The 23,474-nt window shown below is 39.5% G+C and carries 18 protein-coding genes and 2 tRNA genes; 17 read left to right on the forward strand and 3 right to left on the reverse strand.

The annotated features are described in order from the left end of the window. The first annotated feature begins 105 nt into the window (after positions 1 to 105). From ACT29I_RS08105 to ACT29I_RS08140, 8 genes are all read left to right on the forward strand, one after another. Positions 106 to 1,308, forward strand: a complete 1,203-nt coding sequence (locus ACT29I_RS08105) for a hypothetical protein (RefSeq protein WP_444793171.1) — start codon at positions 106 to 108, stop codon at positions 1,306 to 1,308. A gap of 164 nt (positions 1,309 to 1,472) precedes the next feature. Beyond that, positions 1,473 to 2,276, forward strand: a complete 804-nt coding sequence (locus ACT29I_RS08110; RefSeq protein ID WP_444793172.1) for a hypothetical protein — start codon at positions 1,473 to 1,475, stop codon at positions 2,274 to 2,276. Between the two features lie 19 nt (positions 2,277 to 2,295). Then, positions 2,296 to 5,451, forward strand: coding sequence for a hypothetical protein (locus tag ACT29I_RS08115; protein ID WP_444793173.1), 3,156 nt, complete (start codon positions 2,296 to 2,298; stop codon positions 5,449 to 5,451). Positions 5,452 to 5,890: 439 nt separating this feature from the next. Next, positions 5,891 to 6,046: a hypothetical protein gene (locus tag ACT29I_RS08120; RefSeq protein ID WP_430931739.1), complete on the forward strand. Its 156-nt coding sequence runs from the start codon at positions 5,891 to 5,893 to the stop codon at positions 6,044 to 6,046. Positions 6,047 to 6,220: 174 nt separating this feature from the next. Beyond that, positions 6,221 to 8,215, forward strand: a complete 1,995-nt coding sequence (locus ACT29I_RS08125) for an alpha-amylase family glycosyl hydrolase (RefSeq protein WP_444793174.1) — start codon at positions 6,221 to 6,223, stop codon at positions 8,213 to 8,215. Between the two features lie 384 nt (positions 8,216 to 8,599). Beyond that, a complete protein-coding gene (locus tag ACT29I_RS08130; RefSeq protein ID WP_430931741.1) occupies positions 8,600 to 10,234 on the forward strand; it encodes a hypothetical protein in 1,635 nt (544 codons plus the stop codon). A 319-nt stretch (positions 10,235 to 10,553) separates the two neighbouring features. Beyond that, on the forward strand, positions 10,554 to 11,177 hold the full coding sequence (locus tag ACT29I_RS08135) for a 3TM-type holin (protein WP_430931742.1): 624 nt from the start codon (positions 10,554 to 10,556) through the stop codon (positions 11,175 to 11,177). Further along, positions 11,171 to 11,671 carry an N-acetylmuramoyl-L-alanine amidase gene (locus tag ACT29I_RS08140; protein ID WP_430931743.1) on the forward strand — a complete coding sequence of 167 codons (501 nt, stop codon included), beginning with the start codon at positions 11,171 to 11,173 and terminating at the stop codon, positions 11,669 to 11,671. Before ACT29I_RS08135 ends, ACT29I_RS08140 begins: the two co-directional genes overlap by 7 nt. Before the next feature lie 109 nt (positions 11,672 to 11,780). Here ACT29I_RS08140 and ACT29I_RS08145 read toward each other — a convergent pair. The 3 genes from ACT29I_RS08145 to ACT29I_RS08155 form a co-directional block, all read right to left on the reverse strand. Further along, positions 11,781 to 11,855, reverse strand: a tRNA-Val gene (locus tag ACT29I_RS08145). A gap of 30 nt (positions 11,856 to 11,885) precedes the next feature. Further along, positions 11,886 to 11,960: transfer RNA gene (locus ACT29I_RS08150), tRNA-Val, on the reverse strand. A 197-nt stretch (positions 11,961 to 12,157) separates the two neighbouring features. After that, a complete protein-coding gene (locus tag ACT29I_RS08155) occupies positions 12,158 to 13,447 on the reverse strand; it encodes a bifunctional folylpolyglutamate synthase/dihydrofolate synthase (RefSeq protein ID WP_444793175.1) in 1,290 nt (429 codons plus the stop codon). 103 nt (positions 13,448 to 13,550) lie between these two features. Here ACT29I_RS08155 and ACT29I_RS08160 point away from each other — a divergent pair, with 103 nt between their 5' ends. From ACT29I_RS08160 to modC, 9 genes are all read left to right on the forward strand, one after another. After that, entirely contained in the window at positions 13,551 to 14,873 is a 1,323-nt protein-coding gene (locus ACT29I_RS08160) for a PhoH family protein (RefSeq protein WP_430931745.1), read from the forward strand. Between the two features lie 139 nt (positions 14,874 to 15,012). After that, the gene (gene mtaB, locus ACT29I_RS08165; protein ID WP_444793176.1) at positions 15,013 to 16,362 is read left to right on the forward strand and encodes a tRNA (N(6)-L-threonylcarbamoyladenosine(37)-C(2))-methylthiotransferase MtaB; all 1,350 of its coding nucleotides are present in this window, start codon (positions 15,013 to 15,015) and stop codon (positions 16,360 to 16,362) included. 32 nt (positions 16,363 to 16,394) lie between these two features. Then, complete coding sequence (locus ACT29I_RS08170) at positions 16,395 to 17,195, forward strand: inositol monophosphatase family protein (protein WP_430931747.1); 801 nt, start codon at positions 16,395 to 16,397, stop codon at positions 17,193 to 17,195. Positions 17,196 to 17,197: 2 nt separating this feature from the next. After that, positions 17,198 to 18,076 carry a lysophospholipid acyltransferase family protein gene (locus ACT29I_RS08175; protein WP_430931748.1) on the forward strand — a complete coding sequence of 293 codons (879 nt, stop codon included), beginning with the start codon at positions 17,198 to 17,200 and terminating at the stop codon, positions 18,074 to 18,076. Further along, a complete protein-coding gene (locus ACT29I_RS08180) occupies positions 18,073 to 19,104 on the forward strand; it encodes a glycosyltransferase family 2 protein (RefSeq protein ID WP_430931749.1) in 1,032 nt (343 codons plus the stop codon). Before ACT29I_RS08175 ends, ACT29I_RS08180 begins: the two co-directional genes overlap by 4 nt. Before the next feature lie 398 nt (positions 19,105 to 19,502). Continuing rightward, positions 19,503 to 20,747, forward strand: coding sequence for a hypothetical protein (locus ACT29I_RS08185; protein WP_444793177.1), 1,245 nt, complete (start codon positions 19,503 to 19,505; stop codon positions 20,745 to 20,747). Positions 20,748 to 20,852: 105 nt separating this feature from the next. Next, positions 20,853 to 21,656, forward strand: a complete 804-nt coding sequence (gene modA, locus ACT29I_RS08190; protein ID WP_444793178.1) for a molybdate ABC transporter substrate-binding protein — start codon at positions 20,853 to 20,855, stop codon at positions 21,654 to 21,656. A gap of 4 nt (positions 21,657 to 21,660) precedes the next feature. After that, complete coding sequence (gene modB / locus ACT29I_RS08195) at positions 21,661 to 22,359, forward strand: molybdate ABC transporter permease subunit (protein WP_444793179.1); 699 nt, start codon at positions 21,661 to 21,663, stop codon at positions 22,357 to 22,359. A gap of 17 nt (positions 22,360 to 22,376) precedes the next feature. Next, positions 22,377 to 23,459 (forward strand): molybdenum ABC transporter ATP-binding protein, encoded by a 1,083-nt coding sequence (gene modC, locus ACT29I_RS08200; protein ID WP_430931753.1) that lies wholly within the window; start codon positions 22,377 to 22,379, stop codon positions 23,457 to 23,459. Positions 23,460 to 23,474: the final 15 nt, after the last annotated feature.

A 23,474-nucleotide genomic window follows, 5' to 3' on the forward strand; every position in this document is an offset into this window, starting at 1 on the left:
TGATTGATCGATTATGTTTAGTTTAGCACTTTATTGAGGACTCTTGACACGCATGTGCATCCCTTATATTACAAAGTATTCCGATATTATATGTATTAAAATAACATGGACGACCAATATCGAATAGATAGGCATAAAAGACTGTTGGAGGAAAAAACAAAGCTTGTTAAGCGAACCGTGTTTGCGAGTGTTTTGTTCGGTTTATTTATTCTTGTCAACGTATTAAGGCCATATTCACAGGGCTTAAAGGAGAAGAAAAAAATCGAAGTTGAGATACAGGAATATGAAGATCAGATAAAGGAAGTTGAGGCCTCAAATTTAACGTTGGAAAAATTAAATATTGTACTTGATAATATTCAAAAACTGGTAAAAGAAAGACCCTGGAATTCAGAAACCCGGAAGCTAATATTGAAATATCGCGAGATGAACCGAATAGGAAGTGTAAGCCGGTCGCAATATCAGGATAAAGCGGACTCCACCATTATTGCTATATCCACCTTGGTAAGCGAAACAGTAACCAAACCCATACAAGATTTTGTTACTGATTCTTTTGTAGGAAATAAATTTTTAAGCGATAAATTACATAGGGAGCTTGAAACGTTGCCTTCAGTTGTGAATACCTGGAAAACGGAGAATATTGGCAAATATTGGTACGGTACAATTCATTCGAAAGAAGCACATGTTGAAACATTATCCCAAACGCTTGGCGACAAGTTGAATAACATATCTTCCATTATTGATGAAGATAAGCCAATACTGGAATCAAAACAGAAAGAGCTGGTTCGGCGTTTAGAAGAAATTACAAGCAAAGCTGACTATTCTGAACTGAAACAAAGCCTGGAAGACCTTCGGGCTAAAATGGATGAGATACTTCCCCAATGGTTTAAAGGTATGATATCGGTAGAACAAATGGTTTATTTATATCCGTTTATCATTATACTATTGGCAAGCTATGTACTTTATACGGCAATTGGCCTTTCTTCGCATTTTAACATTCTAGCTAAGGAACTCAACTTTTATAAGAATAGTACCAAAGATCCCAGCTACACTTCCTTGTGGACTTTAACATATCGGGGAAAACTCTCGACTTTAATGACTGTATGTGTTTATCTCTTGTTTTTATTGGTTTCATGGTATTTTTTTGAATCGGGTATTGTCATACTATTCAAATTTATATCCATCGAAGAAAATAGCCTTATCAATGCCGAAACGATAAAAGTCCTTTCTTTAATAAGTAGGGCACTGCTATTGTGTTTTATCCTGTATTGTCTGGTCAAACCATATAAAAAAAGAAAGAATCCCAATTAGGCTTTGCAGGTTCATTTTTGAGGCATAAAAGGATTCGTGTTTTGTAATTTATTATAGAATATGGTCTACATCTGCAGGGGAACCTACTCAGCAAGAACTACAAAATTATAAAAACCAGATAATGGACAGCATTCTTTTTCTTTTACTCTTCTAATTGTATTGCTATGGTTACTTACGTTTATAAAGTCTTATGTGTATTGTTGCTTTTATGTGCTTTTAGCAATTGCAAAGTAACAAAAATCCCTCATGCCAAGCAGTTTGATGCTTCCGACTATATCTTTAAAGGTGAAGTCGTGCAGACAAAAAAATCGAACTTGCCTGTTGTGCCGGATGACCAGAACACTCACATTGTAAAAGTGAACGATATTATTCTTGCCTCAAGCGGGCACGAAAGTTTTAAAGGGGAAAATATTACCGTTGTTGCCGCTGACGATAAAATACCGACTTTAAAAGAAGGGGCAGGTTATGTTTTCTATACACATACCTGGCTTTTTGGTAGCACCTTGGCCGTAAGGGCAAACCATGTAGAACCCATGACGGATAAACCGGATGGAATAAAGGACGAATTACCGCTTTACCGCGACAGTGTTAAAAAAGTAAACTTGCAGAAACGGCTTAAAAGTTCAGGGTTGGTAATGTTTGGTCGGGTATCAAAGATTAACGAAGCCGACGTACAACGACCATCTAAGGAATCTGAGCATTCTCCAATATGGAACATTGCTATTGTTGAGGTTGAAAATATTTTAAAAGGCAATACAGAAGGCAATCAAGTTCAAGTATATTTTTCGGCCAGCGATGATGTGAGATGGGTCAATGCGCCCAAGTTAAAAGAAGAACAAAAAGCCATTTATCTACTTAAAAGAACTGACAGCTTTACGGGTGTTAAGAATGCCTATGTTCTTATTGATCCTCAAGATGTTCTGCCTGAATCAGAACTGAATCTGGTAAAAAAACTACTGAAAAAATAATGGCCTAAATCTAATAATCATGAAACGACCAAGTTTGGATATATTTAAAATACAGAACCAATCCCACAACGGTTTGGGTAGGATGGTTAAGAACATGTTGTTTCCATTGGTTACAGCTAAAATTAAAAAGATGAAACCAAAGATATTTGTTTTGTTTCTTTTGTTCATTTCTTTAATGGCGGGCGCTCAAACCATTCGGGTAGTAAATATGGTTCCTAATGCGCTAAGCAACGAAAGCAGTCAGGATAGCGAACCTAATATTGGGATTAATCCCAACAACCCCCTACAAATTATTGGCACGGCTTTCACCAGTAATCCCACCGGGGTAAATAATACCGCACCGATTTATATTTCACAAGATGGAGGAAACACATGGGTGTTGAACAATATTGTTCCCAGTTTAAACGGCAACACAGGTGACATAACTGTTGGCTTGAGTAGAAATAACATCCTTTATGCCGGTATTCTGACCGGCGGGTATTTTAATCCGGCCAGTCCCAATGAAACGCAAATGCAGATGTTCAGATCCAACAATTATCTGGCTCCTGCCGTGATGAATCAATTAATGGTCCGTATCCGTGAAGACCAACCTTACGTAGAGGTAATTACACCTCTCGGTGGGGCCCAGCGCAACAACGATCATGTTTATGTTGGGCACAACGATTTTAACGCGGCCAGTAACCGTACGGCCTCGCTCGAACAGTCGCTGAACGCCGCCACGGCCCCTGCGCCTGCAAATCTAAACACCATACGGCTGGAAGTGCGAAATCCTTTTGGTCAGGACGGGCCACCTATACGCACGGCAGCGCATCCCAATGGAACCGTATATGCCATTTTTTACATGCGCACAAATTCAGTTGGATCCACTCGTACGGGCAATGTGGTGGTGGTCAGGGACAATAACTGGGGGCAGGGAACCCCATCGTACAATGATTTAACAGACCCAGGGGATGGCTTGGCGGGGATACGGGTTGCAACAGGAATCAACTGGACATGGAGCGGGCCGCGAATGGGACAGGAAAGAATAGGTGACAGGGCCAGCATAGCCGTAGATCCCAGAAACAGCCAAACAGTATATATTGCCTATGTGGATCTCGCTCCCGGCGCCGTGGCGGGTTCAACCCGTCTGCACGTCAGGAGATCTACCAATGGAGGAGCAAATTGGTCCGCTGATTTGTTGACAATTAACAATGTGATATGTCCCCAGTTGGCCGTGAACATCAGGGGCGACGTGGGCATTCTGTACCAGCAACTAACCGGAGTCGCCCCTAACCAGCAATGGACAACACTTTTTAGACAATCGAATAATGGAGGAGCCAATTGGAACAACAATACCCTTTCCCAGGCACCTTCAAACACCCCCGTACGCGCATTTAGTCCTTATCTGGGCGACTATGCCGGATTAAAATCGGTAGGCAAGGATTTTTATGGTGTTTTTTCGGCCAACAACACGCCCAACAATGCCAACTTCCCCAATGGGGTAACGTACCAGCGAAATGCAAATTTTACTACCAATAACCTCCGGAACCTCGCCAATACGGCCAATGTGAACGTGTCTATCGACCCGTTCTTTTTCGAGGTGCAACAGATTCCGGACAACCGGGATTTCTACGTGCGCGACTGGACTACCAATGCAACAACGTTGGACATCGGTTTGGAGCCATCCACCAATCCGGTTTTTTACGCAACTAGCGACGTGTGGAACAGACGATTGAATGCAGCAGGCGGGTTTAATACCAACGACCAGCCGCAGAGCCTCGATCCTCAGATTTCTACTCTGGGAAATAATTTTGCCTTTGCCCGGGTTCACAGGAAAGGAACCGGGACTGCCGAAACGGTTACATTGCATTTCTTAAAATCGGAGCTGGGTACCGGCAGCAATTATGTGAATGCCAATACTACTGCCAACCCAACTTTAAGCTTCGCTTCCGGCGAACTGGTAAAAACAATGACTTCGGGTTACGAGTGGACTTTGACCAATTCGGGTTCAACACACACTTGCCTGGCAGTTGAAACCAATACTACAAACGACCCTGTGGTTACACCTACCTTGCTCGGTCGGGCTCCAGGATGGCCCAATACCGATTTATCTGTTTTATACGACAACAATAAGGGGCAACGCAACATGGGAGTCTATTCAACAGGCACATCTCCCGAGGGTGGTTTCATTACCTATTATGCCATCCTGCATAATGCAGCTACGTATGTAAGGGATTTTATCTTGCAGTATGAAATAAACAATCCATTTGCCAGACATTTCAAACGACCAAAGTTTGAATTTCCGGGAATTGAACAGGGAGTTGAAGTAGGTAATGACAGGGTTGTCATCTCAAAAATGAAACCCGGCGAAAACCGTTGGATAGGGATTACCGTTCCGGCCTCGGTAAACTTAGGCGATCAGATGGCTGCCATAAACTTTACAGAGGTGGTGGACAATATAGCCGTTAATGGCTTTGCTATTGCCGTTGTATCGGGTCCGGACAAGGAAGCGATTTTCGACAATTACCGACTTCATGCGGAAGTGTTTTTCAGGATGGGTCATTTATTTGAGTTAAATGATGCACTCGAAGAAAGCGAAAAAACCATTGAAGATTTGATCAAACCCGGTGCCAACCCAAACAAATACCTGGCTTATATCAAAGACCATAAAGAGCTTATCCAAAAGCTGACCGGAGTGGTTTTGGACAAAAATGGCGGTATAGATCCATTGGGTGTTAAACTTGCTTTTACGGAGCTTGTGAATAGTGTTTCTAGCGGTGATCCGGCTAAATTAATGATTGCACATGCAGGTTATAATCATAAGATGGATGCATTTTTAACCTACCTCGACAAAAAAAATGGTGACGTGGCCGACATTTTGCAGAACATGTATTGGCAGCTAGAATTATATAAGTCCATAAAAGTGCTCAAGGAAATGGATGGTTCAAAAGAGCTGATCAAACAATCTGATAAGTTTTATCAGGCATTTAATACAAATCAGGCTAATTATAGAGATTACAGTGAACTGATCAATAATTTGATGGATGTTTACAGAAAAACAGCTGAGGTTGTTGAACCATTCCGTATTAACCTGACCAAAGAGTTGAGGGCAATGAATAGCTCGCTGAGAAACCCTCAACATCTTCAAAAAGCCCATTACGATTTATTGATAAAGCTAAATAGCTTGCGGAAGTAATACCATTTTGACTATGGATTGAGCATCAAGGAAGTCAAATTAGTGCTGGTTATAAGGCAGGATATGAAAGCGAAAATTCCTTTGATAGTGTTAGCAAATAGTTTCAATGCGCCATAAAACAAATGGTTATGTAAAAAGAAGAAATAAAAAAGCGCTTAGGTTAACAAAAGGTACTTGTGGATCTAAGGGATTGTATTGTCCGCTCTTCCAGACGGTTGTATTTGCCCGACAAGGTCGATTATACCGATGCGGTGATCCCTGTTGAGAATCAGGGATCGGAGGGCAGTTGAGTGGGAATTGCCTGCGGGGCAATGAAACAATGGCAGGAAACAAAAGATTGAGATTGTTCCATCAACTTATCTTCATGGTTTATTTATGAAAAGCCAAAAAGATAGGTAGTTTCCCTGATATTGAAGATGGCACGGATATCAGGAGTGCCATGAAAAATCTTCTGAACGATGGTGTTTGTGCGGAGGCGCGTTGTTCTTATGAATCGCAGGTACCAGCCACTCCGTGCGAGCATATCGAGAGCGATGCCGTCAATTATAAAATAAACTCATATTCGGCTATACCGGAAATGCGTACGAAGAGGTAGTTGTTGAAAGCGCGGAAACAGGAGATTATGATGTAATAGACCGGCCGTTTAAGGTAGTGGGGAATGCCAGCTTAAAGCACACTTGGAATAGACACAACCGTCGGATTTTATTCATTACTGGCGAAGAAGCGGGATAAAATACAATTGTAAAATTAAAATAGAAAGGAGTTGAACATGTTCAAAATAAACGAAACCGGTCCGGAATTCAGAAACAAAGAGGTTCGCTTCAGAATTTACCTTCCTAACATAGATAAAAGCAATGGTTTCTCGGTTAAGGTTTATCTTATTGATAAACAAGGCCAGTTCGACGCTGATAAACCGGCTCAGCAACATAATCTGACACCTTCGCCAGGTGGCTATGTTGCGGATGAAGAATGGGGAGACTATAATAAAACACTTTGGATGAGCAATTGGATTCAATTGGTTCCGGGAACATGGCTTTATAGGTTCGAAATTTCAGGCCCGTCAAAAGAAAAAGGGAATGAGGTGCGAAGCTTGTTTTTTGGGGATCCGTGTGCCAGGGAAACAGATGCAGGTGTGTTTTCAGTATTTCGTATCGATGATCAATACATCTTTTTTTGGGAAGATGAAGACTATAAAGTGCCTCCAACCAATGATTTGATAATATACGAATTGAACGTTGCCGAATTTGCGGGGGATTTTAAAGGAGTTGCTCAAAAGATTCCATATTTAAAAAGCTTGGGGGTAAATGCCATTGAGCTGTTGCCGGTTAGCAGTATTGCCGAACCGTATCGGTGGGGGTATATCCCAGTCTTTTACTTTGCCCCCGAAGAACGTTACGGAGGGCCGACAGGTTTAAAACACCTTGTCAATGAGTGTCATAAACATGGCATTGCAGTCATATTGGATGTGGTTTATGCCCATGCCGATCGAATGTTTCCTTATCAAATTGGGTACGAACGTTTTTTTCACCTTTGGAAAGACGACCATTATAGCGATGCTGATGGCATTCACCGTTCGTCCAATCCAATGGTGAGCAAATATGCCAATTTTGCCAGGAAAAATGATTGGCGTATGAAGTCGACAAAAGAGTTTTTCAACACCGTGAATCAGTTCTGGCTCGATGAATATCATGTGGACGGTTTCAGGTACGATCATGTAAATGGATTCCTGGACAGAAAACCGCTTGAAAGAGACAATCGTATTGACTGGTACAGTCAGGAAAACCGGCCAACATTTGAATCCCTTCGTTCTCTTACCATCTCAACGTACAACCAGAGCAAAAACTATCAGCGGTTTCTGTCGGAAGCAGATGGATCATCAAATATTATTCAAATATCCGAAGATCTTACTCAGAGTGCCTATCAGCTCTCTCCCGTTTCGGATAGCGCCATCAACGGGAATTGGGAAAAAGGATTGTTCGGTGTTGTAAGCAACATGGCAACTTATAATTATCTGTCCGAAGATCTATGTTCCGAACTGTTGCTTTCTGACCAACGATTTGACAAGGCAGGATATAAATCCCAAAAAGCTGTGGGCAACGATACCATCCAGTCGCATGTCATTCAGTATATCGAATCGCACGATGACAGCCGACTGTTATATTTAATCGAACATGGACATGAGGTAAAAGACAGTGGTTTTGATTTTCAACACGGTTTGGACGAACTGCGTTGGTGGAAACTACAGCCCTATGCTATTGCCCTGATGACGGGGGTAGGAATTCCAATGCTTTGGGCCGGTCAGGAATTCGCGGAAAACTATGGTATGGCGCATATGGATATGACCAGGATAAGAGGCTACCGGCCGCTTCACTGGGATTATTTTTATAACGTATCGGCTTTACCATCTACTGATACAGTGCTTCCCCTAACTACCCTTTACCGGCATCTTGGTAAGTTGAGAAATGATTACCCATCGCTCAAGGGAACCCGCGAATATGCCAAACAAGAATATTGCAGTACCTCAGATCAGGTCATTGTTTACAGACGTTGGAACAACCAGGAAGTGATTCTTGTGGTACTGAATTTTTCGGATCATGAACAATATGCACCGGTACCTTTTGGACACACTGGAAGATGGACAGATATCTTGGACAGCAGCTATAAGGGCAGTCAGGCATTTGCACAAGATATAACAGACCCTACTTCCCTGGAATGGATTAGTATCCCCGGTAATTTCGGAAGGGTGATGTGTTTGAGATTTTAATAATTAAGGATTTTAGGAGGACAATTCATGGCTGACAAAAAAGACAGGTTTGTCGTTTTCGACAGACTGTTCGCTTGGGAAGGTGAAAAGGGCGTCGCCGCTTTTACAGTTGAGGCCTTGGGCATAGACCTGTTGTTTGCATAACCTTCGAAAGGGATCCTGCAGTATGTCCTTGATCGTTATATGAGAATTGGGTGCGCCGATATTTAAAAATTGTGGCATGGGATTATTTCTCATGCCACTGTTAGTATTGTCAAACCAAATACCGAGCTCTTATTCGCTTGACAATCTGCATCTATTGTCTTAAATTAAGACAAACAACTCTTCTATTGCTCGTTATATAAATAATAAACATCACATAAATAATGATAAAAGGAATAAGCCATGAAAAAATTGGGGTTGATTTTGATTGTACTTTGCTCATTTCAGGGACTGTATTCCCAACAGCTTTCTGTTGATTCACTGCAAAAACGTATTGAAACATTGGAGAGTGCATTGCAAAAGGAACATTATACATATATTCCCATTCAGGATTTCGACCAAAAACTAAGAAATTCGGTTAAAGATGAAATACAGACCTGGGTGGACAGCCGGCGAATGGCGATACTGACTCTTTGGGGCATACTGAGTTTTTTGTTAGGCTTCCTATTAAAATATTTTTTTACCGAAAACTATCGGAAAAAGATGGAAGCCAGAATCAACGAGGAAACCAGGGAGGTCAAAGAAAGAAGTCGTTTGTTTATAAAAGAAATAACAGATAAGCTAAGTGATCATGTAAATGAAATTAACCAAAAATATACAATATTAACCGAGAGTTTTTCCCATAAAGAAAATAATATCGACAATAGAATTGGAGAGGTTCGGGCTTTGGTTATCAATATGAAGGAATTACAGGATGCCTATGTGACTGACACCAATAAATATATCGAAAACAAAATTAATTCCACTTTGAGTTTTATATGGGACGATATCGTTGATGATAATATCAGGAAAGCCAAAGAGCGGAATTATGTTGGTGATGATTTAATCGACTCCTTAAATAAATTGTTGGAGAACGATGAAATACAGGTAAGCGACAATAAGAAAATAGAATTGATAGATTGTATTATACGTTGCTATTACTACAAGAAAGAGATAAAAGGAAGCTTTGGAGATAAGATGATCAGTATTGTTGAAAAGTACGAAAAATCTTTGAACCTGAAACCGGAAACTTTTGCAAATATAGCTATTAATGCCTGTAATTATTACGAATTTTATGGAACTTCAAAGTTCAGGGAAGCTACAGAACTATATTGTAACAAATCAATAAATATGTTGCCGGATTATGGTATCGCCTACACCGTATTACTAGAGTTGTTTATGATTGATTTTAAGAAATCCAAAAACAAGAAAGAATCAGAACAATCAATAGAAAATATTCGTAACACATTTATTAGCATAGGCAACAATAAGTCCGACATTCTTCCTCTTGAAATTTTGGAAAGGGCAAAGGCTGACCATCTCACCTATTTAAAACAATATATCGACGACTTGTTTGTAAGTTATGCTGCAGACTTCAATATAATTAGGGAGCGGGCGCTTCAGTATTTAGTGAAAAATTATGAGTCAACGCTCAAGAAAGAGAAGGATAAGCTATTGTTAAAATATATATTGGATTATGGAATTAATACCAATAACGTTATTATAGATGGAAAATGGGAATTGAAGGAGTATTCAAAAGCAGGAATACGTGAGGAGGTAACGATTGAAACAATTGAAATCAAGGACTTTGAATTTAAAGTTCAGAAAGAAACCAGCATTGATAACGGGTTAATTTACTTTTTAACAGCAACTGATCCTTTGGAAGTAAACTTGTACTTTCTAAATCAATTTAGAACAGTTAAAGGAATCTATAAATTACAAGATGACAGGTTGTTTTTATGTCTTGATTTAAATGGTGGACGACCTAATACTTTTACATCAACCAGTGAAAATGGTTTTGTCTGTAAAACGTATAAAAGAGCAGTTGATATTTTATAAAACGTCTAAATCAAGGATTGGTCAATACTCCCATAGTGAGCATGAATAGATTGAAAGTGAGCGTTTGTCAAGTAATGAGGAGAAATATAGCTTCAGCTATGGTATTTCTGACATAAAATACGGAACTTATATCACATGAAACGATCGTGAATTTTAGCTTTCTAAAACATACCTTAGTGAATAGCCTGTCACGAACTTGATAAGGGAATTAAAATTCATCGAGCATGCCATATGGAAAATGAAGTCAAACTTAGAGTATATGAAATACGATTGATTGTAAAAACATTTTGAAACTTTAGTCAATATTAAAATCGTTGTTATGGGATTATTAAAGAAGATTGGAGATTTTTTTGCTGGTGCAGGAGGTAACATTATTGATACTATTGGGGATACTGTTGATCGGTTTATTACCAATCCTGATGAGCGCAATGCTTTAAAACTGGAAATAAAAAGGCTGGACGAGGAACACAGGCAAAACCAACGTAGGTTTTTGTTAGAGATGGAAGAGCTGACCCAAAAAAGGGAAAGCGAGATAGAAGAAACCATTAGGACAGAACTGGATGCCCAAAAAGAAATAATTGTTGCCGAGCTCAAACAAGATGATAAATATACCAAACGAGCCAGGCCTACCGTGGTGTATGTCGGTTTGTTTTTTATTTTATTAGAGGTTTTCGGATTAAGACATTTGATTTTAAACAGCTTGGATTTAGGTAACAATGCACTTGAGATTATTGAAAGCTCCGATTCCATTTTTAAGGTATTCTTAGCAGCTTGGGCCGGCGTTGTAGGGGTATATGCTGTTGGACGTTCGGTTGAAAAACGAGGAACCCGTGTTGCTTGGACATCCGGTGATACAGGGCCCAATTCGGGAAATATCGCTAAGGCCAAGGAGCAAGAATTAATAAATAAGGTTAAAACCAAGTTGAAAGATATAAAATGGTAAGGATTGTATTACACTGTTCGGATTCCGCATTTGGCAATGCAGCCCTAATTGCCAAATGGCATAGTCTTCCTGCTAAAGAAGTTGTCCAAAACGGAAAGAAATACAAGGGAAGGGGATGGAGTGGAATCGGATATCATTATGTGATACTGAATGGGTGGCTGGCTTCCAATATCTTTCATCCTAAATTTGATGGATATGTGGAAACCGGCCGTCCGTTAGATGATGATTTGGTTGTGTTGGGAAAGGAAGTAGGCGCACATGTTAAAGGTTATAACTCTAATTCGGTGGGTATATGTTTGATAGGTAAGTCCGGTCAGTTTACAGAAGCACAGATGAATACCTCGCTTCGGTTAATATATGATTTGGAATTACAGTTTCATGATATCGATATCCTCCAGCATAGCAATCTGGATCAGAATAAACCGCACTGTGCAGGATTAGATTTAACCTTATGGCGAAATAACTACGAAAAGTATAAATCAATAGTAGGTTAGGTTATATTTTTTGACTTTCGTGAGGATCCGTGATCCGTGAATACGGAACATTTGTAGATGGTTTATGATAAAACAAAAAAGACCTGCAAAATCAATTTGCAGGTCTTTGTGGGCGATGAGGGAGTCGAACCCCCGACCCCTTGGGTGTAAACCAAGTGCTCTGAACCAACTGAGCTAATCGCCCGAAATTTCTTCGTGCTTTTTTATTTTTGGGTGGGCGATGAGGGAGTCGAACCCCCGACCCCTTGGGTGTAAACCAAGTGCTCTGAACCAACTGAGCTAATCGCCCCAATGTTTTAATTTATCTAGATCAAACTCTAACTGTCCCGTCTAAAACAGGAATCTCTGAATGACCTATTCGCCCGATAAAAGATTTGCCTTTTATCTTGAAAAACCAACAGATTATCTTTATAATGTGTTGTCCTTGTTTTTAAAAGCGATGCAAATATAGATGTCTTTTTTGTATCTGCAAAATTTTTTTTGAAATCATACCACTTCGGCAACAACAAAGGTGCTTCCTCCAATGAAAACCAAATCATTAGGGGTTGAAATTTTTATTGCATTATTTAAAGCTTCTGAAACGGAATTGTAATTTTCGCCAAGTAAACCTATTTTTTCAGCCTCCTTCTTTAGAATTTTGGAATCTAATCCTCGCGGAATATTAGGCTTGGCAAAATAATACCGTGCGTCTTTGGGTAAAAGAGGAAGTATCTTACTAAAGTCTTTATCATTTACCATTCCCCAGACAATATGCAACGATTTATATGGTGTTTGAGAAATCTGTTTAACTAATTCGTTTACACCTTCCGCGTTGTGGCCGGTATCGCAGATAATTGTAGGGTTAGCCCCGAGCACTTGCCATCTTCCCATAAGACCTGTGTTTTGCACAGTCTTATTTAAGCCACTGTATATGTGATCCGACTGTATGCGAAAACCTCCTTCAATTAAAATATCAATAGTTTTTAATACAGTTTTAATATTCTTTTGTTGATACATGCCCAATAAATCCAATTTTAGATCGGTATATTGTAATGTGTTGTTTTTATAAACCTGTAAAATTTGAGTGGCATCAATACCATTCATGGCTACCGGGATATCGTACTCTGAATCGGCAAAATAAATAGGAGCATCGGTTTTTTGGGCAACCTTTTTGAAAATTGTTTGGGTCCTACTATCGGTTTCTCCAATAATCACAGGAATCTTTGTTTTGATAACACCTGCCTTTTCAATGGCAATTTTTTCAATACTATCTCCTAACAAAGCAACATGATCAAGCCCAATATTTGTAATGACGGAACATACCGGTGTTACAATATTGGTTGAGTCCAACCTGCCTCCCAGCCCAACTTCAATAATTGCAACATCAACATTCTTCTGTTGGAAATAGAGAAATGCCATGGCTACCGTCATTTCAAAGAATGATGGTTTAAGCTCCTGAATAAATGATCGATGTCTTTCAACAAAATCGATAACATCTTGTTCCGATATGCAAGTCCCATTAATCTTAATTCTTTCCCTAAAGTCTTTTAAATGAGGAGATGTATACAGGCCAACCTTATAGCCTGCTTCTTGCAGAACGGAAGCCAAGCAGTGTGATACAGACCCCTTTCCGTTGGTTCCGGCAATGTGTATTGTTTTATAGCTGTTATGTGGATGTTTAAAATAGTCGTCTAATTTATACGTATTATTCAGATTGGCTTTATAAGCAACCTTTCCCGTACGCTGATACATTGGTAATTGCGAAAACAGGAAATCCAATACCTCGGCATATAACATCTTAGCTCAATTTTAATTTTATAATATTAATCAAATAACACCATGTTTTTTATTTAAAAATAAATATATTTAAAAAACGTTCAACTTTTTAAAACCGCTGAATATGCCCAAAAAACGAAAAGTTTTTATTCTGGATACAAATGTGGTGCTTCACGACCACAAATGTATATACAACTTTGAGAATAATGACGTAATCCTACCAATTGTTGTGCTGGAGGAGCTCGACAAGTTTAAAAAGGGTAACGATCAAATTAATTATCAGGCCCGGGAGTTTGTGCGCGACCTGAATAAAATTTCCGGCGAGAAACTTTTTAAGGAAGGTATTGTGCTAGGGCCCAAGCAAGGAAAGCTTTTTATTGCTACCGGAAAACCCTTCACCCAAGCCATGCAGGATTCTTTCTTCGAAAAATCCCCGGATCACAGGATCCTGGCAATCGCATTGTATGTGGAGGAAAAATTCAAAACAAGGGAGGTTATCTTAGTTACCAAGGACATTAATCTTAGGATGAAAGCCAAATCTTTAGGTTTAAACAGCGAAGATTATACCACAGATAAGGTTAAAGATATTGATGTTCTTGACAAGGGAGTTCAAATCAATGATGACTTCGATCCCAAGGTAATAGAATTACTGTATACTTCGGATGGAGTATCTCAAGAAGAATTCCCAATTCAGAAATTACCGGCGAACCAGTACTTTGTATTAAGAAATGCCAGCAAAAGTGTGCTGGCAACCTTCGATCCTTTTACAAACTTAATTAAGCGAGTTGAAAAACAGGGTGCGTTTGGAATTGAGCCAAGAAATGCTGAGCAAACCTTTTCGTTAAATGCCTTGATGAACCAGGATATACAATTGGTTTCGTTAACCGGGAAAGCAGGTACCGGTAAAACATTGCTGGCTTTGGCGGCAGCCCTGCAGCAAAACAAAAGTTTTAAGCAGATATTACTGGCACGCCCCATTGTTCCTTTGTCCAACCGAGACCTGGGATTCCTGCCTGGAGATGTGAACGACAAGATAGGCCCGTACATGCAACCATTGTTCGATAACTTGAGCGTAATAAAGCATTGTCATAGCCCTAAGAGCCGCGAAAATTTGTTGATTGAGGAGATGCAGCGCGACGAGCAATTGCTGATTACCCCATTGGCGTATATTAGAGGGCGAAGTTTATCCGACGTTTACTTTATTGTAGATGAAGCTCAAAATCTAACGCCGCACGAGGTAAAAACCATCATTACCCGCGCAGGCGCAGGCACAAAGATTATTTTTACTGGAGATATTGAGCAGATTGACACACCTTATTTAGATAAAACATCCAATGGATTGGCATTTCTAACGGAAAAAATGAAAGGTCAGGATGTTTTTGCCCACGTAAATTTGGTAAAAGGTGAACGAAGTTATTTAGCGGAATTGGCCAGTGATTTGTTATAAAAGACAAGTAAATTCTATGAAAAGGGTCGGAATTATATTCCGACCCTTTTTTATCCTCAAAACTGAGCAATTAATTATTAAGTTCTTTTCGTTATCTTTGTGCACTTTTTTGAGATTTCGAAAAAGGATCAGCCCGGATGTGTTATTAAATATAGGAGAAAGAGTTAAGATGATTGATAAGTCGTTGTTTTTAGAGAAGAAGGTTGCTTTTCACACGTTAGGGTGCAAGTTGAATTTTAGTGAGACGTCGACCATAGCAAGGGCATTGACCGACGAAGGATTTGTTAAGGTTAAATACGACGATTTTGCGGACGTGTATGTGATTAATACCTGTTCGGTAACGGAGATTGCAGATAAAAAGTGTCGTCAGGCCATAAAAAAAGCCATAAGGCAAAATCCAAATGCTTTTGTGGTTGTTACGGGATGTTTTGCTCAACTTAAACCATTAACGATTGCAGAGATGGATGGCGTTGATCTGGTATTGGGTTCCAACGAGAAATTTAAAATGACCGATTACCTGGGAGACTTGCAGAAGAAAGCTTCCGGCGAAGTGCATGCGGGTAAGATAATGACCAACAAAGAGTTTTTTCCATCCTATTCAATGGGGGACAGAACCAGAACTTTCCTAAAAGTTCAGGATGGCTGCGATTATTTTTGTTCGTACTGCACGATTCCTTTGGCCCGGGGAAAAAGCAGGAATGCAGACGTCAGGACAACTGTGGAGTTGGCCAAAAAAGCCGTTTCGGAAGGCGCAAAGGAAATAATTTTGACCGGAGTTAATATCGGAGATTTTGGGAAAAGCACCAATGAAAATTTCTTTCAGCTGATTCAGGAGTTGGATAAGATAGAAGAAATCCAGCGATTTAGAATTTCGAGTATTGAGCCTAATCTGTTAACGGATGAAATCATTGAATTTGTAGCGAGGTCAAATAAATTTATGCCTCATTTTCATATTCCTTTGCAATCCGGGTCTAACAAGGTGTTGGCACTCATGAAGCGCAAATATAATCGCGAGCTCTTCGCCCATAGGGTAGATAAAATCAAATCTTTGCTTCCGCATGCATTTATTGGGGTTGATGTGATTGTTGGTGTTCGAGGCGAAACAGATGTGCATTTTAACGAGGCCTTGGAATTTATTCATGGATTGGATATTTCGCAATTACATGTTTTTACCTATTCGGAGAGACCCAATACTAAAGCTTTGACGATTGATCATGTAGTACCCGTATCCGAAAGAAAAATAAGAAGTCAGGTGTTGCATCAGATATCAGATAAAAAAACACGTCATTTTTACAGTCAATTTGTAGGTCAACGGGCTAACGTATTGCTTGAAGGAAGCGAAAACGAAGGTATAATGAACGGGTTCACCGAAAATTATTTGAAAGTTAAACTTCCTTATGATGCCGCGTTAAAAAACACGGTCAGAAAAGTGAGGCTAAAATCATTTGTACCTGAAGAAATGGTGTTTGATGCAGAATTAATCGATTGATTTCTTAGATTTGCGTGTAAATATAACAAACCATGGATTTAGCAAGTATATGCCAGTTAGTTATTGCGCTCGTGAAAAATACGGGGCAATACATAAGAGAGGAATCGGCAAAAAGTAAACAAATAGAAGTAAAAGGGAAAAACGACTTTGTTACACATATCGATAAGGCATCGGAACAGAGGTTAGTGGCAGGATTGTCGAAACTTTTACCCGAAGCGGGTTTTGTGGCCGAGGAAGGTACCTCTAACAAAAAAGGGGAACGATTTAATTGGATCGTAGACCCCATCGACGGAACTACGAACTTCATTCATGGTTTATCACCGCATGCCATTAGCGTAGCCCTTGAAGACGGGGAGGAGATAGTGCTCGGCGTAATTTACGAATTGGGCTTGGACGAGTGTTTCTATACCTGGAAGGGCGCCCCGGCATACCTGAATGGAAAAAAAATCTCAGTGTCGCAGGCGTCTAAAGTTGAAGATAGTTTGCTGGCTACAGGCTTTCCGTATTCCGATTATAGCAAGATGAATGGTTTTATGGAATCGTTGGACTATTTTATGAAAAACTCGCACGGATTAAGAAGGCTGGGTTCTGCAGCAACCGATATGGCTTACGTAGCTTGCGGCAGGTTCGAAGGATTTTACGAGTATGGTTTAAAACCATACGATGTGGCAGCAGGTGTTATTTTAGTGAAAAACGCCGGTGGTAGCAATTGTGATTTTTCAGGTGGAGATGATTATGTTTACGGACAAGAAATCGTTTCGAGCAATGCTTTAATTTTTAATGAGTTTAAAGGAATCATTAAGGAATTAATGACTTCTAACAATAAAAAATAACAATGGGCGTAAAAATTGGCCTTCTTTTTATAAAACTAATTGGACACCTGCCTTTCCGGGTTCTCTTTATTATTTCTGATTGCTTTTATTTATTGGTTAGGTTATCGGGGTACAGGAAAAACGTGGTTATGACCAACTTGCGGAATTCTTTTCCTGAAAAATCGGAAGAGGAGTTAAAGCTTATCGCTAAAAAGTTTTTTCATCACCTTTGCGATTTGTTCTTTGAGACGTTTAAGCTGGTGAGTATCACCGAAGCGCAGATAAGAGAAAGGGTGCAGGTTGAGAATATGGAGTTGTTGGATAAGTATTACGATGAAGGTAAGGATGTGGTAGCTGTGTTGGGACACTATGGAAATTGGGAGTGGATCCCGTCCATTAACCTCTTTATAAAAGCACAAGGATGTGAGATCTATCATATTTTAAAAAGCAAGGCATATGATAAATTTATGCTAGACTTACGATCGAAATGGGGTACTTTAAATTTCACGATGAAAACTTCGTACCGATCAATTTACAAGTTAAAGATGATGAACAAGCGATTTGTTATTGGGGTGATTTCAGATCAAACGCCGGCGAAAAGCAAGATTCAATATTATTCTGAGTTTCTAAACCAAGATACACCGATTCATCTTGGCGCGGAAAAAATGGCCGTTAAATTAAATAGTCCAGTCGTTTTTCTGCGGTTCGATAAATTAAAACGTGGGTATTACAAGCTTACCGTGGAGCCCTTAGTGGAAAATCCTCAGGAAACCGAAGAATATGAGATAACAAATTTGCATACAAAGTACCTGGAAAATATTATTAAGGAAAAACCTGAATTTTGGCTTTGGTCGCACAAAAGATGGAAGCATAAAAGAGAAGACGTATTTAAATTAGCATGACCAAAGTAGCAGTTGTAATATTAAATTGGAATGGAGAAAAACTTTTAAATGAATTTCTTCCGGCAGTAATTAAAAACTCGAAAGTTGATGGTGTAGAGGTTATTGTGGCGGATAATGCCTCAACTGATGCATCCATTCAAATATTAAATAACAAATTCCCTTCCGTTAAAATCATTCAATTAGACAAAAATTACGGATTTACAGGCGGATATAACAGAGCATTAAAACAGGTTGAATCAGATTACATTGTTTTGCTGAATTCAGACATTGCTCCCGGGAAAGACTGGCTTCCGCCATTGATTAAAGAGATGGAAGGAAATCCGCGGACGGCCATTTGTGTGCCCAAAATAAAAAGCTATCACCAACCTACTCATTTTGAATATGCAGGAGCTGCTGGTGGTTATATCGATAAATATGGTTTTCCCTTTTGTAAAGGCCGTATTTTTAATCAGATCGAGGAGGATAAGGGACAATATGATCAATCTTCATCGGTATTTTGGGCAAGTGGTGCAGCTATGATGATACGCTCAAAGTTATATTTTGAAACGGGAGGTTTAGATGAGGATTTTTTTGCGCATATGGAAGAAATTGATCTTTGCTGGCGTTTGAAAAACAGGGGATGGGATGTTAAATACATTGCCAATAGTGAAGTGTTTCACCTTGGGGGTGCCACGCTCGATTATAAAAATCCGAGAAAGGTTTATCTAAATTTCCGTAATAACCTGTTTGTACTCACTAAAAATATTGCCAGGCATAAATTGCTGTATAAGTTGTCCCAAAGGATGGTGTTAGATGGTGTTGCGGCAATCAAATTCCTGGCTTCCAAAGAGTTTGTTAATTTTTGGTCTGTGATAAGAGCACACCTGAGTTTTTACGCATTCTTCGGGAAAATGTACAAGAAAAGGATTTATAATCTAAAACATGTCACCCTTAGTCATCATCCTGAAATATATTCTCATTCAATAGTTTTTCAGTTCTTTATTAAAAATAAAACAAAATATAATGAGTTGGATGATATAAAGTTCTAAATCATCGGAATGGATACATCAATGTTATTTCTTTCTTTTTCGTTCTCGTCCATAACATATTTGCTACATTTTGGTTTGATATCCGATGGTTAATCCTACAAAAATGTAGTGCTTAACATGGGCTGACTCATCATATTCTTTTCTTTACTATCTCCATAAGTATCATATTAAGTGGTTAATAGATAATCACAGGATTCTTCTGCCTGTTATATCTGGCACGTTATCTGAAATGGGTATATCGACGTTATTCCAATTTAGAATAACGGAAGGTTGAATTGGGTTAAGAACCTAATACCATTGGTATAAAATTATGCCGAACGATATTTAAAGCTGCCGAACGGGAGTAGCCGGGTTATGCGGCATGTTAACAACAAATCGGTAAATCAAGGCTGAACCAGATGAAGAATTTTTTTAATGGTAACATCGTTTATTTAATCAACAGGAGATTGTGCATATGTCAATTTACTGGCATAAAGGTGTTTGTCTTTTTGTTTATGTTTTCAGGTTGGTTGTTTTCGCAAAATACGAATCCCCAAAAAGAAAAATTAAACCCTTTATTGTGGCAGGAATTTGAAGGAGACAGATACTTCAAGCCCTTTGTTATTCTCGAAGCTTGGGTTACATATAGTATGAACGAAAGGACAGTTGAAAATCAATATGCCGATCGTGTTGACATCTCATTACGGAGGATACGGTTTGGAGGAATCGGGTCGCCTTATCCATGGCTTCGTTATTGTTTACAACTTAGTATGGACCGACTGGGCGAAGATTCTTTCGCTTCAACCAAAGGCTCATATCAGGGATTGGATGTTTGGAATGCTTTTGTCACCGCTAAACTGTCAAAGAAAAGTGACTTGTTGAATCTACATTTGGGTTATTTCTGGCCGCAAATAAGCAGGGAGTATAGCACGGTTGCATGGTCGCAAGGTTCATTTGACAGAACTAGAGCCAACTGGTATTTGCGCAGGTTTATGACAGGCAAGGGAAATGGCATCGAAACTGGTATTGCGTTGGGGGGATTGAAAAATTATAACGGGTTTGGATTTTCGTACAGGATTGGGACTTTTGAACCGAAGGCTTATTCCGGTTTTGAATATAGCAGCAGACTCTACACAGGACATGTGCTTTTTACTTTTGGCCAGCCTGAACAAAACGCCTATAAATACAGGCTTTCAGGAAATAGTTGGCGCAGCAGAAAAGGTGTCTCTTTGGGGGTAGGCGCGTCTTCTCAAACGAATGGTGCACTTAATGATTCTGTATATTTTGATTCATCAAATTCATTTGGAACAGATATTTTAGTTAGTTACACGGGTTTCAGATTGGACGCAGAGTATTTTAGGTTTTATCGCAGCGCAAGCGGTTTTGATGACTTTAATGGAACTGAATGGCATGTCAGGTTAGGATATAGTTTTGTGGCCGGAAATAAATATTTTGAACCCGTAATTACCTACGATAAGTTTGAAGGTTGGGGCGCTAAGTCGGTTTACAAATATATAGGTGACGATTACACAGTGGATGTTGGCGTTAATTGGTATCTGAATAAAGAGAAGCTTAAATTATCGGCACACTATCTGGTTCAAAGCGGCAGTGTTTCGCCAAATACCGGTGATTATTTTGGGTTAGGATGCCAATTGAAACTATAACATCATTAGTGTTTTTTTATGCCCATATAACACGTTTGGCAGAAAACATATATGTAAGAACGATAATATTTACATCAATATCTTTTCCAATTAATTTTAGCGTATATGAAAAACAAATATTCAAAATGTCAATCAATCATATCGGGAACTTTTATTCTTTTATTGTTTCTTGCGTCATGTGATTTTTCTAATCCTAAAGTTTCGGGTACTGAAGCGGGAAAAGATGTTTTAATGATTTTTGCAGGCGCAAGCTTAACGGATGTGCTTACGGAAATTATTGATTCGTTCGAAATCAATAATGATGTAAGGGTTCAAACCAACTTTGCATCCAGTGGCACGCTGGCCCGCCAAATACAACAGGTTGGAGCACCGGATGTATACATCTCAGCCAGTAAAAAATGGGCAGATTATGTGGATAGCTTAGGGATGGTTCAACCGGATTATAAATCAGTAGTTGCCTCCAATCAACTTGTATTTATTGCGCCCCTTAAAAGCAATTTGAAAATTGCCGCCATAGAAAGTTCGTTTGATATAGTTCAAGCGCTAGGCTCAGGACGATTGTCGATTGGAGACCCTTCTCATGTTCCGGCGGGGAAATACGCCGAACAGGCGCTTACGCATTACGGATGGTATCACCAGGTGAAAAAACAATCAATTCCGGCTAAAGATGTTCGATCTGCGCTCATGTTTGTGGAGCTCGGGGAAGCACCTCTTGGCATTGTGTACAAAACGGATGCGCTTAAGTCCAAAAAGGTAAAAATATTGGGTACTTTTCCTGAAACATCACATGAGCCAATCTTGTTTATCGCTTCCGTTTGTAAAAATAATCCTAGGGCAAAAGATTTCTATGCATTTCTGAATTCGGCCGTGTCCAAGCAAGTATGGAACAAACACGGTTTCAAAAATTAGTATTATGAATGAACTATTCGGTTTAAATGGTGCAGAACTTGAAGCTGTTGTTTTATCAATTAAAGTGGCGGTTTATTGTTCCTTAATATCTTTACCCATAGCGCTGATGCTGGGCTACATTATGGCACGCCGTAAATTCTGGGGTAAATCAATAATAGAGAGTGTCATTCATCTCCCGTTGGTTATGCCTCCGGTAACAACCGGATATTTGCTGTTGCTAATTTTGGGTTCAAATGGAATAATTGGTGAATGGATATACAAATCATTTAATATTAAATTGGCCTTTACACTGCGGGCTACAGTTATAGCTTCCATATTTGTGTCTTTCCCGCTAATTGTTCGCTCTGTTCGAACTGCCATTGAAATGGTTGATCCAGGCCTGGAAGAGGCTTCGAGGATTTTAGGTGCCGGAAAGATTAAAACATTTTTTCGTATCACGGTTCCATTGGCCTTGCCCGGAATTATTTCCGGAACCATACTTTGTTTTGCCCGCTCATTGGGTGAATTTGGAGCTACCATTACGTTTGCCGGAAATATACAAGGCGAAACACAAACCCTTCCCTTGGCTATTTATTCCTACATGCAGGTGCCGGGCGGCGAGGGCGCTACTTTCCGTCTTGTTTTGGTGTCTGTATGTATTGCTTTGGTGGCCATGATAATGTCGGAATGGATGATTAAACGAATGAAGAAAGCGAATGGATAATTCAAATTACGCCTAAGATGATTCATATAGATATAAAGCTAAAAAGAAAAGATTTTAATATTGATGTAAACCAGGTTTTTGATGATGGTATTACCGGGATTTTCGGCGCCAGTGGTTCCGGGAAAACTTCCATTCTTAATTCCATTTCGGGCCTTGTTGGACCTGATGAGGGTCGGATCACCATCGGCAAAAAAACAATTTATGATTCATCTAAAAAAATCAATCAACCTGTGGACCGAAGAAATATTGGCTACGTATTTCAGGAAGGGCGTCTTTTTCCGCATATGACGGTTGAAAAAAATATCCGTTACGGGGAAAAAAGGTTCGGAAGTAAGCGTTTGAGTTTTGATGAGGTGGTTGACCTGCTTAAAATAAGACATTTACTGAATAGTAAACCTGCAAAAATATCGGGAGGGGAAAGGCAGCGGACGGCATTGGCACGTACATTACTTTCCTGTCCGAGTATATTACTGTTGGATGAACCGTTTTCCGCTTTAGATACACATATCCGAAGTGAAATTATTCCTTTTTTACTTAAAATTCATCAAACCGTAAATATTCCCATCCTTGTTGTCAGTCATGATATCACAGATTTACTTAAGCTCAGTCATCGCCTTTTTCTGGTGAAGGAGGGGAAGTGTATTGGGCACGATGATTATCATCAACTGATTAAGAAACCTGAATTAAACCATGTATTTGGACCCAATAGTTTGTTGAATTCGGTAAATATGTGTGTGGCAGATGTGGACCACGACCTAGGGCTGACTACGCTTGCCAGTATCAATTTAAAGGAAGAAGTGAAGGTGTACTGTGTTAAAAGCAAGGAAAAATATCAGTTGGGTGAGGTAATTAAGGTCTTTATTAACGCCGACGATATCGCTTTGTCAAAAGTATACAATAAAGATATTTCAGTCCATAATCAACTTAAAGGTACCGTTACGGATATTATTGAACGCAACAATTTTAAGTTGTGTATTGTAAATGTTGGGTTTCCTTTGATTGTGGAAGTGACCGCGGACTCTATGAAAAAGTTAGCCATTTCAAAAGGGAGTTCTATTTGGTGCCTGTTTAAATCAGTAGCGATAGATGTAATTGGATAGGCAATTCGTTACAAA

Source organism: Saccharicrinis sp. GN24d3, from assembly GCF_052400645.1.
Lineage (GTDB): Bacteria > Bacteroidota > Bacteroidia > Bacteroidales > Marinilabiliaceae > Saccharicrinis.